The sequence below is a fragment of the Microbacterium shimangi genome (assembly GCF_043556445.1).
Taxonomy (GTDB): Bacteria; Actinomycetota; Actinomycetes; order Actinomycetales; family Microbacteriaceae; genus Microbacterium.
The window spans coordinates 1,100,129-1,112,575 of record NZ_JBIGII010000004.1 but is presented as its reverse complement, the minus strand read 5'-3'; the positions used below and the strand labels follow the sequence as shown (position 1 = coordinate 1,112,575).

Below are 12,447 nucleotides of genomic sequence, written 5' to 3'. Positions count from 1 at the left end.
CATCGGGGAGGTCGGTCAGCGATCGGTGTCGGCCGCTCCTCCATCCTCCCCGATCAGGTAGACGACAGCACGCCGGGTGTCGCCAGGTGAGCAGCACCGATCGCCGCCAGCGCCCCGGCGCTCGGGGCGTATCGCACCCTGCTCGAGAGTTCGAGCGAGTGGATGAACGGCGAACGGCTCGCCCAGACGTCGAGCACATCCTGCACCGCGGCGATGAGCGGACTCTCGGCCGAGATCATTCCCCCGCCGATCACGACGACGTCGACATCGATCGTGAGCACGAGCACGCGGACGGCGGCGGCGATATTCGCCACCAGGGTGTCCCGCGCGGCCGCGGCGTCGGCATCGCCGGCGGCGGCGGCGCCGAGGAGTGCCGGGAGCGCTCGATCGCCGGCACCGGGCCACAGGCGCGCGATGGCGGCCCCCGAGGCGCTGAGTTCGAGGCACCCGAACTGTCCGCAGGCGCACGGCGGGCCGTGAGGATCGACCGGGATGTGGCCGATCTCGCCGGCGGTGCCGCGTGATCCGCGGCGAAGACGCCCGTCGAGCACGAGGCCGGCCGCCAGCCCCGTGCCGAGGTTCAGATACGCCATCGACTCGAGGGTGGGGTCCGCCAGAAGATGCCACACCCCGACGGCGGCCGCGTTCACGTCGTTCTCGACGGCGACCGACGCGGCGAAGTGCGCGGCAAGCTCATGCCGCAGTGAGAGGCGGGTGAGCCCGAGATTGACGGCGTGCGAGACTTCGCCGGTCTTCGCATCGACCACCCCGGGTATGCCGATTCCGATCGATGTGAACGAACTCGACGGCACACGGCTCCGCTGGGCGAGCTCTTCGATGACCGCGATCGCGGTGGCGGCGACTTCGGCGTTTCCGCGCCCGGTCGGCATGCGGTGCGTCGCGAGGATCGATCCTCCGGCGTCGAGGACGACGCCGACGGTCTTCGTGCCGCCGATGTCGAGGCCGACCCTCATGAGGCGGCTCGATGATCGGTGCGCTCGCCGACGCGGTCGGCGAGTCGGATGACCGTGCCGCGGTTCTCGGCCGAGTCGTGGATCGCCGCGATGATCTCGAGGATCTCGAGACCGCGCTCGCCGCTGGCCGCGGGCCCCTCGCCCCGCCGCAGCGCACGCGCCATCTGGGCGACGCCGAGTCCGATGCGATTGCCGTCGCCGCCGTCTATGGGCACTTCGACGAACTCGGTCGAGCCGGCCGTGCGCACCCACGCAGGACCGCCCCACGAATTCGGTGCCGGGCAGATGAGCGAGCCGGTGGTGCCGTGGATCTCGAGGCGCGGAGTGCGGGTCGCGGGCACGTCGAAGCTCGTCACGAGGGTGGCGACGGCGCCGCGCGCGAAGCGCAGGAGGGATGCGACATGGGTCGACGTCTGCACGGGGAAGCTGCTTCCCGTCCGCTCGCCCGTGAGAATTTGCCGGCGTTCGTGCGCGCGGGTCGACATTCCGATGACGGATGCCACGGGGCCGAGCAGGCTGACGAGGGCCGAGACGTAGTACGGGCCGCCGTCGAACAGCGGGCCGGACCCCTCCTGGTAGAGGAACTCCGGCGCGGGGTGGAAGGCCTCGGGCCCCGGCGTCATGAGGAACGCGTTGGCCGAGACCGGGGTGCCGATCGCGCCGTCTTCGATGAGCTCGACGCAGCGGCGCAGGCCCGGGCCGAGGAACGTGTCGGGCGCGCAGCCGACGCGCACCCCGCGGGCAGCGGCTGCGGCGAGCAAACCCCGCGCGTCGGACACGTCGGTGGCGAGCGGCTTCTCGGTGTACACGTGCTTGCCGGCCTCGATCGCCGCCGCCGAGATCGACGAGTGCGACGCCGGCGTGGTGAGGTTCAGCACCAGCTCGACCTCGGGGTGCCGGATCAGTTCGGCGACGGTCAGCACCCGGGGGATCGAGAAGCGTCGGGCGAGGGCCTCGGCCTGCGGCGGGTACGCGTCGGCGCATGCCCAGAACTCGAGGTCTTCGGAGTCGGCGAGGTTCTCGAGGTACTGGCGACTGACGTTTCCGCAGCCGACGAGTCCGACGCGCACACGTCGAGGGGAGGAGGGTGGAGCTGACATGGTGCTTTCTTCGCCGCTCAGGCGAGCGAGATCTCGTGTCCGAGGGCCGCGGATTCGTAGATCGCCGTCAGCATGCGCATCATCTCGACGCCGTGCTCGACGGGGGCGATCAGCGGCGCTTCACCGAGACAGGTCGCCACGAAGGCCGCGATCTCGTTGTCGAACCCCTCTTCGAAGTCGAACGTGGCGAAGTCGACCTGGGGGCTGATGTTCAGCACGGTGTCGTGCTTCTCGGCCACGATGCGCAGCTCGGGCTCGAGTTCGGCGCCCCCGCGGTCGCCGAAGACCGCGACCTCGAGCCGGTCGTCCGTCGCGTGGAGCGAGTAGCTGGTCTCGAGCAGGAGCGACGACCCGTTCTCGAAGCGGATGAGGGCGGTGGCCAGGTCTTCGACGTCGCTCAGGTCGGGGTCGTAGTCGGCGACCTTGTACCGCTCGAGCGAGGTGATGTTGGCGCGGTTGCCGAGACGGGAGTCGGTGACGCCGCTGACGGTCACCGGGCGGGGGCACCCCATCATGAACCAGCAGAGGTCGAGCACGTGCACACCGATGTCGATGAGCGGACCACCCCCCGATCGCGCGCTGTCGGCGAACCATCCGCCCGGGTTGCCGATGCGGCGGAGGTTCGTCGCGCGGGCGTAGTAGATCTCGCCGAGCTCTCCGGCGTCGATGAAGGTCTTGAGCACCCGCGCGTTCGACGAGAAGCGCCGGACGAAACCGACCTGCAGCACCCGATCGCTATCGGCCGCCGCGGCGGCGAGGGCCTCGGCCTCGGCAACGGTCTTCGACAGGGGCTTCTCGACCAGCACGTGCTTGCCCGCGCGGAGCGCCTTCGCGGCGATCTCGGCGTGGCTGTCGTTCCACGTGCAGACGCTCACCGCGTCGATGGTCGGGTCTGCGAGAAGGTCGTCGAGCGAATCGAAGGCACGGATGCTGTGAGCCTCGGCGACCTCGCGGGTGCGCTCGGGGCGGATGTCGTAGACGCCCACGAGGGCAGCATCCGGTGTCGCCTGGTATGCCCTCATGTGCGAGGCCGCGATGCTCCCGGCACCGATGACCGCGACGTTGAGCCGGCTCATGCGGCGACCAGCTGCGCTTCGCTGAACAGGCGCATCGCGTTGGCGAGGCCGCGCTCAGCGCCGACGAGGGCGTCTTCGATGCCTTCGAATTCGATCGAGACGAAGCCGTCGTAACCCGACCCGACGATGCCCTGCACGATGCGGCGCATGTCGAGATCGCCGTAACCGACGATCGCGCCGAGCAGGTACTTGCCGCCCGGGGTGTGGTGCCACCCCTCACCGGGATAGGCGTCGCGGATGTAGAAGTCTTTCAGGTGCACGATCGAGGCGAGCGGCGCGTTGAGCGTCGCCGACACCACCGCGTTGTCGTCGACGGAGAGGAAGTTGCCCACGTCGAGCGTTGTCTTGAAGTTGGGTTCGTCGACGAGGTGGATGAGGCGTCGCACGCGCTCGCCGCCGTTCATCAGCAGTCCGTGGTTCTCGACGCTCGTCGTGATCCCCAACGGGGCGGCGTACCGCGCCAGTTCTCGAGAGGCGTCGACCATGCGGGGGAGCAGCTCCTCGAACTCCGCAGCATCCTTCGCCTTCATGCCCCACGGGGCCACGTCGTGCCGGAAGAGGGTGATCCCCAGCTCGGCGGCGACGTCGATGTGCCGCTTGAGCCTCGCCATCTGCTCGTCGCGGCGCGCGCCGAGCAGGTCTCCGGGGACGACGAGGTTCGAGAGGGTGACGCCGGCCGCGGCAGCGTGGCGGCCGATCGCCGCGACGAACTCGGGGTCTTGGTCGAGGGTCGAGGTGTCGTTCGAGATCTCGGGGGAGAGGGACACCGTGGCGATCTCCATGTGCGTCGCGTCGCTCGCCGCGATCCAGTCGATGACGTCGAAGAGCGACATCCTTCCGTCCCGCAGGTACTGGTAGAAGGAATAGGAGCTGAAGCCGAACTGCATGAGGACCTTACTTGTCGAGAGTGATCGGGGGGAGGGAATCGTAGTGCGCGCGACGTTCCGCCTGACGGGCGGGATCGGCGACCGGTGACGCGAGCAGAAGGCGCCGCGTGTAGGGCTCGGTCGGGGTGCTCGTGACGGTGTCGGCGTCGCCGGTCTCGACGATGCGCCCGCGCAGCATGACGCTTACGCGGTGGCTGATGTGGCGCACCACCGACAGGTCGTGGGAGATGAACAGGTAGGCCACGCCCGTCTCTTCCTGCAGCTCGATCAGCAGGTCGAGCACCTTCGCCTGCGTAGTGAGGTCGAGCGCCGAGACGGCTTCGTCGCACACGATCAGCTTGGGGCCGAGAGCGAGGGCGCGGGCGATGGCGATGCGCTGTCGTTGACCCCCCGAGAACTCGCGCGGCATTCTGCGCGCGGAGTCGGTGGGGAGGCCGACCTGTTCGAGCAGCTCCCGCACCCGCCGCTGGGCATCGGCGCGCGTCGAGCCGCCGGCCGACAGTGGTTCGGCGAGGATCTCCGAAACCGTCATCGCCGGGTTGAGCGACGAGTACGGATCTTGGAAGACCACCTGGATGTCGGTGCTGAGCGCTCGCCGCTGGGCGGGCTTGAGCTGAGCGATCTCGCGACCCTCGAACCGGATGCTGCCGGCCGCGACCGGCGCGAGTCCGAGGATCGCGCGGCCGAGGGTCGTCTTGCCCGACCCGGATTCGCCGACGAGTCCGACCGTCTCTCCGGGGGAGATCGACAGCGAGACGCTCTCGAGGGCGCGGAAGTCGGGGCGCCGCCAGCCTTTGACGGGATAGGTGACGTCGAGGTCGGTGACCTCGAGCAGCGGCCCGCTCACGAGGCGCTCCCTGCTGCGGCGCGCTCGCCGCGTGTCGGTGCGTCCTCGAGCGTCGAGGCCAGCAGTTGCCGGGTGTACGGGTGCGCGGGGTCGGCGAAGAGTTCGGCGACCGGTCGGGTCTCGACGATCTCGCCGGTGCGGACCACGGCCACGCGGTCGCAGATGTCCGCGACGACGCCGAGGTTGTGGGTGACGAGGATCATGCCCATGTTGCGCTCCTGCTGCAGTTCGCGCAGCAGACCGAGCACCTCGGCCTGCACGGTGACGTCGAGCGCGGTCGTCGGCTCGTCGGCGATCAAGAGCTCGGGATCGCACGAGACGGCCCCCGCGATCAAGACGCGCTGCGCCATGCCGCCGCTGAGCTCGTGCGGGTAGGCGCGCATGGTGCGGGCCGGGTCGGGGATGCCCACCCGCTTCAGCAGATCGAGGGCGCGTTGGTGGGCCTCGGAGCGCGACAGGCCGAGCTTGTACCGGATCGGCCGCATCAGTTGGCTGCCGACCGTGAACGAGGGATCGAGGTTCGACATCGGCTCCTGCGGAACGTAGGCGATCTTGGTACCCCGAACGGCTTGCAGCGCACGTTCGGAGCGACCCAGCAGCGATGCGCCGTCGAGGGTCACCTCGGCCGCGGAGACGATCGCCTCGGGCGGCAGCAACCCGAGGATGCCGAACGCGAGCTGCGACTTGCCCGAGCCCGATTCGCCGACGATCCCAAGGACTTCGCCGCGTTCGACGTGAAGGTCGGCGCCGTAGAGCACCACCTTCTCCGACCCGTCGGCGCCGGGGTACGACACGCGCAGCCCCTCGACACGCAGCAGCGCGTCGTCGGTGCCGGCGCGGACGGTGCCGGTGGCGGTGGATGCTGCGGCGGTGGATGCTGCGGTGACGGATGCTGCGGCGACGGCGGGTGTCTTCGCGGTGCCCCGTGTGGCGCGAGGCCGAGGGGCGGCGGCGCGATCGGTACCGAGCGCGTCGGCCACCGCCGCGCCGAGGACGACCAGCGACATCACGGTCAGCCCGATGGCGGCACCCGGTGCGAAGACGAGCTGCGGCGCGCGGTAGAAGGTCTGGAATGCTTCGCTGAGCATGCCGCCCCAGCTGGGTCGGGTCGGGTCGCCGAACCCGAGGAACTCCAGTCCCGACTGGACGATGATCGCCAAGCCGAAGACGAAGCTGGCACGCACCAGCACCGGGCCGAGGACCACGCCCAGCACATGTCGGAAGATGATGCGGCCGTTGCGGAGCCCCGAAACGCGGGCGGCGTCGATGTAGAGCTCGGAGCGGACGTTGACGACGACGCTGCGGGTGAGTCGGAACAGGTCGGGCGACGCCAAGATGCCGAGGGTGACCATGGTGGGGACGAGTCCGCTGCCGAGCGACGTGATGACCACGACGATGATCAGGATCTCGGGGAGCGACATCAGGAGATTCGCCACCCAGCTCGAGATGCCGTCGATCCACTTGGAGTAGTAGCCGGCGAGGAGCCCGAACGGGATGCCGATGACCGTGGCGGTGACGATCATGATGGCCCCGGCCTCGAGGCTGACCCGTCCGCCGTAGAGGAGGCGGCTCAACACGTCGCGACCGCTGGCGTCGGTGCCGAGGGGGTGGTCGGCCGTCGGGCCGAGAAGCGTCTGCGACAGCACGATCAGGTTGGGATCGTGCGGGGACAGCAGCGGGGCCAGGAGCGAGCTGATCGTGATCACGGCGAGGATGAGCGCGGCGCCCATGCCCAGCGGGTTGCGCACGAACCGTCGCAGTCGACGCAGCGACGCGGGAGCGGAGGTGTCGATCGACACGGAGGCGGGTTCGGGGATGCTCATGCGGCACGCACCTTCGGGTTCAGCGCACTGTAGGCGATGTCGATCACGAGATTGACGGTGACGATCAGCAGAACGGTCAGCAGCAAGACGCCCATGATCACGGGGATGTCGCTGTTGCCGCTGGCGTTGATGGCGACCGAGCCGATTCCGTTCAGACCGAAGACGCGCTCGATGATCGCGGCGCCGCTCATCGCGGCGATGAACTGCAGCGAGAGCATGGTCAGCGCGGGGGGCGAGGAGTTGCGGAGCACGTTGGTGAGCAGAATGCGCCAGCGGGGGAGCCCGCGGCTGCGAAGAGTGCGGATGTAGTCCTGCGACGACACGGTGATCACCGAGGTGCGCAGCTGTTGGGCGATGGCGGCGATCGACCCGATCGAGAGCGCGATCACCGGGAGCACGATGCTCTGCAACCACCCCGCGGGCGAGGAGAGGAAGGGAACGTACCCGGTCGCGGGGAACCAGCCGAGCTGCACGGCGAAGACCAGGGCGAGGATCATCGCGATCCAGAAGTTGGGGAGTCCGAAACCCAGCACCATGAAGATCTGGAGGGCGCGGTCGGTGATCCCGGGGCGGATGGCGGCCAGGATGCCGAGGGTGGCGCCGATGACCGCGGCGACGATGACGGCTCCGAGGGCGAGCGAGACCGTGACCGGGAGGCGGGTGGTGAGCAGCTCGAGCACGCCCGTGTTCTGCGAAGACGACGTGCCGAGGTCTCCGCGGACGGCGTGGCCGAGCCAATCGAGGTACTGCTCGATGATGGGGCGATCCAGTCCCAGCTGAGCGCGTTTGGCCGCGACCTGGTCGTCGGTCGCGTACAGACCCACCGCGCCGCGCGCGGGGTCTGCGCCGGTGAGCATGAGGAAGAAGTACATCCCCGTCACCACGACCCACGCGAGGAACAGGCCCGCGACGAGTCGCTTGATCACGAAGCGCAGCATGTCGGACTTCCTTTCAGGGATGGGGGCGGGCCGGAGCCCGCCCCCATCGTCGTGTGGCTTACTCCGCGGGGGCGAAGAAGCGCAGGCTCGGCACGAGCTGTGCCTGCTGCATCGTCACCGAGATGTCGTCGCTCGAGAGGTAGACGTTCTGCTGCAGCACGATCGGTGCGAACCAGGCGTCCTCGACCAGGTGGGTGTTGAGCTCCTGGTAGAGCGCGGTCTGCTCTTCGCCCTGCGTCAGCGGAATCTCTTCGAGCAGGCCCGTGACGGTGTCATCGGTATAGCCGAAGTTGTTCCACAGCGACGTCGGCGTGAGCTTGTTCAGCACGTCGGTCCACGCCGGGATGTTCGTCGAGAACGACAGCATGAAGGCGGGCTGGCCCTTCAACGTCTCGAGACCGCCGTTGGCGAACCCGTTGATCGGAACCGGGGTCATCGTGATCCCGACCTCGGCCAGGTACTGCTGGACGATCGGAACGAGGGGCGACATGAAGCCCTCGGAGTACGAGATCGGAATCTCGAAGCCGTCGGCGTATCCCGCCTCGGCCAAGAGGTCCTTGGCCTTCTCGGGGTCGTACGGGTACTCCTCGTTCAGCTCTTCGATCCAGGCCTGCGATGCCGGGTTGAACGTCTGGGTCGACACCTGTCCGAACCCGTTGTAGTAGGTCTCGAGGATGGTCTCGCGGTCGATCGCGTGGTTGATGGCCTGGCGCACCGCCACCTCGCCCAGCGGAGCGGAGAGGGTTCCGGCGCGGTCCTGCAAGATGATGCCCTGCCACTCACCGGGCACGGTCTGAACCGTGAGGCCACTCGCCTCGGCCTGCTCGACCATGTCGGCCGTGCCGTACATGAACTGGATCTGGCCCGTGGAGAGGGCGTTGAAGCGGGCGGTGAAGTCGGTGAACGGCTTGATCACGACCGTCTCGAACGGGTACGCCTCGGCGTTCCAATACTCGGCGTTGCGCGCGAAGGCGTAGCTGGCCGCGGCTTCGGTCTTGGATTCGTCGAGCACGTACGGACCGGAACCCACCGGGTCGGTGCCGATCGTTCCCGCCTCGATGGCCGCGGGGCTCGCCATGAAACCGAGGTAGGTCGCGAGCGCCGAGAGCAGCCCGGGGTTGGGGGCCACGAGGTCGAGGACCACGGTGTAGTCGTCGGAGACGACGACCTCTTCGATCGACTTCGCCGCCTCTGACGCGCTGCCGGTACCGGCCTTGCGGGCGTCGACGTTGGCCACCACCGCGGCGGCGTCGAACGGCTCACCGTCGGTGAAGGTGACACCCTCTTTCAGGGTCAGCGTCAGCTCGGTGAGGTCGTCGTTGTAGACGAACTCGGTGGCGAGGTTCGGTTCGATCTCGCCCTCCGACGTCTTGCGCAGCAGCGGGTCGTAGACCGCTTCTGCGTAGCTGATGATCGCGCCCTCTTTCATCTCGCCCGGGTCCCACGACAGAACGTCGCCGTTGTTGCCGAGGACGAGCTCTTGCGGTCCTTCGTTCGTTGCCGTCCCGCCGTCCGTGCCGCCCGCGCTGCATCCGGCGAGGATGAGTGCTGCGGCAACGACGGCGGAGCCGGTCTGCAGGATTCTCTTCATGGTCTTCTTCTCTGTGGCGAGCCACGGTCGGTGGTGAGCATGGTGCGTCGGGTGGTGCGGGTCGATCACGACACCCCGATCTCGCGCGAGAGCACCATGGCTGCGGCTCCCCGCATCACGATGTCTTCTCCCAGCGATGTCATCCGCACTTTCACGGAGCCGTGGTACTCGGCCATCGTGCGGCTGCGGAGGGTGTCGGTGAGCTCCTCGACGAGGGGGCCGTCGAGCAAGCGGACGGGGCCGCTCAAGACGACCTCGGTGAGGTTGAGGGCGCCGACCACGGGTGCAAGCGCGATGCCCGCCCAGTGGCCGGCTTCGCGCAGCACGGCGTCGTGCGATTCGGGGGTGTCGGAAGACGCGAGCAGAGCGTCGAGGCGGGGGGCGCCGAGTCGTGTCTCGAGGCAGCCGTGCTTGCCGCACACGCACAGCGACCCGCCGTCGCCGACGACGACGTGACCGATCTCGCCCGCGGCGAACGCGCCGCCGAAGATGGCGGTGCCGGCCACGACGAGGCCGGCGCCGACCCCGTGGTCGATCTTGACGAGGATCATGTCGGATGCCCCGCCGCCGAAGCTGTGCTCGGCCAGCGCAGCCGCGTTCGCGTCATTGGCGACCACCACGGGCACTCCGGTTCGTCGGGCGATGATGCTCTCGACGGGCACGTCGGCCCAGCCGAGGTTCGGGGCCGTCAGTACGACACCGGCGAGGTCGACGATGCCGGGTGAGCCGATGCCGATGCCGAGGAGGGGCCGCGTCGCGGCGGCGACCAGCTCATCGACGAGACCGCCCACGAGCTCGGTGACGCCGTCGCCGGTTCGTCCGCGCAGCGACACGGACGCGCGCTGCACGACCTCGCCGCCGAGAGTCATGAGAGCCCCTCGAAAGACGGAGTGACCGCTCAGATCGACGCCGATGATCTGAAAGGCGGTGGTGTCGAACTCGAGCACGGTCGCGGGCTTTCCCGGTCCCTGTCGCCGGGTGAGTCCCGCTTCGACGATGAATCCGCTCGTGATCAACTCGGCGACGAGGTCGGACACCGTCACCCGGGTCAACCCGGTCTCGCGAGAGACGTCGGCTCGGCTCAAACCGGCGGAGGTGTACACCGTCTGCAGCACGAGAGCTCGATTGTGACCACGCGCTTCCTCGGGCAGCACCTTGCGCGTGGGGCGCAGGGCACGTCCGGAGGATTTTTCGAGGCTCACAAAGGTTAGTAAAGCCTACGAACAAATAGGAGGGAAGAGGAAACGCCTCTTGTCACGCCCCCGAAACACTGTTTTTACAGGACGCGCGATTTAGTTCGTCGTCGCACACAATCCCAGGTCCACCGGCGCTGCGAGTCGAACAGCGCCGGTGAAGCAGGTCAGCGTCGAGGCGTGAAGTCGCGGTCGGGCCGGGCGGCGGAGCCGCCGCGGTCGACGCGCATCTCGATGAGCTTGCCGCCGATGCGGGTGCCGCTCAGACGGTTCAGCGCATCGTCGGGCAGGTCGGCGGGCAGCTCGACGAGCGAGAAGTCGGGCCGGATGTCGATCTTGCCGAAGTCCCCTCGACTCAGGCCGCCCTCGTTCGCGAGCGCGCCGACGATCTGGCGGGGCTCGACCTTGTGACGCTTGCCCACCGCGAGGCGGTACATCACGAGGTTCGCCTGCGAGGGGCGGCTGCGACGCTCGGCGCCCCCGCTGCCCCCGTCACGGCTGTCGCGCGACGAGGTCTGTCGCTCGGGGCGGTCGCGGTCGAACTGCGGGGCGCGGCGTTCGTCTGCGGGGTCGAGCAGCAGTGGGGTCTCGCCCTGCGACACCAGAGCGAGCGCGGCGGCGACGTCGGTCTCGGGAACGTCGTGGTGATCGACGTAGTGCGCGATGATCTCGCGGAAACGATCGATGCGAGCGGTCTGCTCGAGCGCGGCCGTGATGGCCTCGTCGAAGCGTGTCAGCCGGGTCGCGTTGACGTCGTCGACACTCGGCAGCTGCATCTGGGTGAGGGGCTGTCTCGTCGCGCGCTCGATGTTCGACAGCATCCGACGCTCACGAGGGGTGACGAAGCTGATCGCGTCGCCCTTTCGACCGGCGCGGCCGGTGCGGCCGGTGCGGTGCACATACGACTCGGTGTCGATCGGGAGGTCGAAGTTCACGACGTGGCTGATGCGGTCGACATCGAGACCGCGGGCGGCGACGTCGGTGGCCACGAGGATGTCGAGCTTGCCCGACTTCAGCTGGTTCACGGTCTTCTCGCGCTGCGCCTGGGCGACATCTCCGCTGATCGCGGCCGCGGTGTATCCGCGAGCCCGAAGCTTCTCGGCGAGCGTCTCGGTCTCGTTCTTCGTGCGGACGAAGACGATCATCCCCTCGAAGTTCTCGACCTCGAGGATGCGGGTCAGCGCATCGACCTTCTGCGGGTACGACACGAGCAGGTAACGCTGGGTGATGTTCGACGACGTCGCGGTCTTGTTCTTGACCGTGATCTCTTGCGGGTCGTTCAAGTACTTCTGCGAGATCCGGCGGATCTGCGCCGGCATCGTGGCCGAGAAGAGCGCGACCTGCTTCGTCGAAGGGGTGTCGGCCAGGATCGTCTCGACGTCTTCGGCGAAGCCCATCTTGAGCATCTCGTCGGCCTCGTCGAGCACGAGGAACTTGAGCTCCGAAAGGTCGAGCGTGCCCTTGACGAGGTGGTCCATGATGCGGCCCGGTGTGCCGACGACCACGTGCACGCCGCGGCGGAGCGCCGACAGCTGAGTGCCGTAGCCCTGTCCGCCGTAGATCGGCAGCACGTTCACGCCGCGCAGGTGCGAGGCGTACCGCTCGAACGCCTCGCACACCTGGAGCGCGAGCTCACGGGTGGGGGCGAGGACGAGCGCCTGGGGCTTCTGCTGCGTCGGGTCGAGCCGCGAAAGGATGGGCAGTGCGAACGCCGCCGTCTTTCCGGTTCCGGTCTGCGCCATGCCGATGACGTCGCGGCCGCTGAGAAGAGGCGGGATGGTGGCGGCCTGGATCGCGGAGGGCGTCTCGTAGCCGACGTCTTTCAACGCCTTGAGCACCGCAGCGTCGAGCCCCAGATCGGAGAAGGACTGCTGCTCAACGACCTCGTCGGCTGGTGCGGACGTGTCGGATTCGGATGCTGTCATTGCTCTACGGTACCGCGTGCGAGCCCGTGACCGTGGGCGCAAGGGGGTCGCGCCGTGGGCGGGTCATCGCTGTGGCGACGAGATGCGGCTGCG

10 protein-coding genes are annotated in these 12,447 nt (G+C 68.5%); all 10 read right to left on the bottom strand.

The genetic code is table 11. The features are described 5' to 3' along the window. Positions 1-53 precede the first annotated feature (53 nt). The 10 genes from ACFXQA_RS12355 to ACFXQA_RS12310 all read right to left on the bottom strand — a co-directional run bounded on the left by ACFXQA_RS12355 (position 54) and on the right by ACFXQA_RS12310 (position 12,354). Positions 54-974 carry an ROK family protein gene (locus tag ACFXQA_RS12355; protein WP_394520142.1) on the bottom strand — a complete coding sequence of 307 codons (921 nt, stop codon included), beginning with the start codon at positions 972-974 and terminating at the stop codon, positions 54-56. Beyond that, positions 971-2,074 (bottom strand): Gfo/Idh/MocA family protein, encoded by a 1,104-nt coding sequence (locus ACFXQA_RS12350; RefSeq protein WP_394520141.1) that lies wholly within the window; start codon positions 2,072-2,074, stop codon positions 971-973. The genes ACFXQA_RS12355 and ACFXQA_RS12350 overlap by 4 nt, the downstream gene beginning before the upstream one ends. A gap of 17 nt (positions 2,075-2,091) precedes the next feature. After that, complete coding sequence (locus ACFXQA_RS12345; RefSeq protein ID WP_394520139.1) at positions 2,092-3,150, bottom strand: Gfo/Idh/MocA family protein; 1,059 nt, start codon at positions 3,148-3,150, stop codon at positions 2,092-2,094. Beyond that, a complete protein-coding gene (locus ACFXQA_RS12340; protein ID WP_394520138.1) occupies positions 3,147-4,037 on the bottom strand; it encodes a sugar phosphate isomerase/epimerase family protein in 891 nt (296 codons plus the stop codon). The genes ACFXQA_RS12345 and ACFXQA_RS12340 overlap by 4 nt, the downstream gene beginning before the upstream one ends. 7 nt (positions 4,038-4,044) lie before the next feature. Then, a complete protein-coding gene (locus ACFXQA_RS12335; protein ID WP_394520137.1) occupies positions 4,045-4,884 on the bottom strand; it encodes an ATP-binding cassette domain-containing protein in 840 nt (279 codons plus the stop codon). Beyond that, positions 4,881-6,707: a dipeptide/oligopeptide/nickel ABC transporter permease/ATP-binding protein gene (locus ACFXQA_RS12330; protein ID WP_394520136.1), complete on the bottom strand. Its 1,827-nt coding sequence runs from the start codon at positions 6,705-6,707 to the stop codon at positions 4,881-4,883. The genes ACFXQA_RS12335 and ACFXQA_RS12330 overlap by 4 nt, the downstream gene beginning before the upstream one ends. Then, complete coding sequence (locus tag ACFXQA_RS12325; RefSeq protein WP_394520135.1) at positions 6,704-7,645, bottom strand: ABC transporter permease; 942 nt, start codon at positions 7,643-7,645, stop codon at positions 6,704-6,706. The genes ACFXQA_RS12330 and ACFXQA_RS12325 overlap by 4 nt, the downstream gene beginning before the upstream one ends. 58 nt (positions 7,646-7,703) lie before the next feature. Then, positions 7,704-9,236 carry an ABC transporter substrate-binding protein gene (locus tag ACFXQA_RS12320; RefSeq protein WP_394520134.1) on the bottom strand — a complete coding sequence of 511 codons (1,533 nt, stop codon included), beginning with the start codon at positions 9,234-9,236 and terminating at the stop codon, positions 7,704-7,706. A 65-nt stretch (positions 9,237-9,301) separates the two neighbouring features. Continuing rightward, on the bottom strand, positions 9,302-10,438 hold the full coding sequence (locus ACFXQA_RS12315; RefSeq protein ID WP_394520133.1) for an ROK family protein: 1,137 nt from the start codon (positions 10,436-10,438) through the stop codon (positions 9,302-9,304). A gap of 158 nt (positions 10,439-10,596) precedes the next feature. Further along, positions 10,597-12,354 carry a DEAD/DEAH box helicase gene (locus ACFXQA_RS12310; RefSeq protein ID WP_394520132.1) on the bottom strand — a complete coding sequence of 586 codons (1,758 nt, stop codon included), beginning with the start codon at positions 12,352-12,354 and terminating at the stop codon, positions 10,597-10,599. Positions 12,355-12,447 lie beyond the last annotated feature (93 nt).

Excerpts from the sequence above, each read along its gene's own strand:
- ACFXQA_RS12355 (WP_394520142.1), bottom strand. The coding sequence starts at position 974 with ATGAGGGTCGGCCTCGACATCGGCGGCACGAAGACCGTCGGCGTCGTC.
- ACFXQA_RS12320 (WP_394520134.1), bottom strand. The coding sequence starts at position 9,236 with ATGAAGAGAATCCTGCAGACCGGCTCCGCCGTCGTTGCCGCAGCACTC.
- ACFXQA_RS12350 (WP_394520141.1), bottom strand. The coding sequence starts at position 2,074 with ATGTCAGCTCCACCCTCCTCCCCTCGACGTGTGCGCGTCGGACTCGTC.
- ACFXQA_RS12325 (WP_394520135.1), bottom strand. The coding sequence starts at position 7,645 with ATGCTGCGCTTCGTGATCAAGCGACTCGTCGCGGGCCTGTTCCTCGCG.
- ACFXQA_RS12310 (WP_394520132.1), bottom strand. The coding sequence starts at position 12,354 with ATGACAGCATCCGAATCCGACACGTCCGCACCAGCCGACGAGGTCGTT.
- ACFXQA_RS12330 (WP_394520136.1), bottom strand. The coding sequence starts at position 6,707 with ATGAGCATCCCCGAACCCGCCTCCGTGTCGATCGACACCTCCGCTCCC.
- ACFXQA_RS12345 (WP_394520139.1), bottom strand. The coding sequence starts at position 3,150 with ATGAGCCGGCTCAACGTCGCGGTCATCGGTGCCGGGAGCATCGCGGCC.
- ACFXQA_RS12340 (WP_394520138.1), bottom strand. The coding sequence starts at position 4,037 with ATGCAGTTCGGCTTCAGCTCCTATTCCTTCTACCAGTACCTGCGGGAC.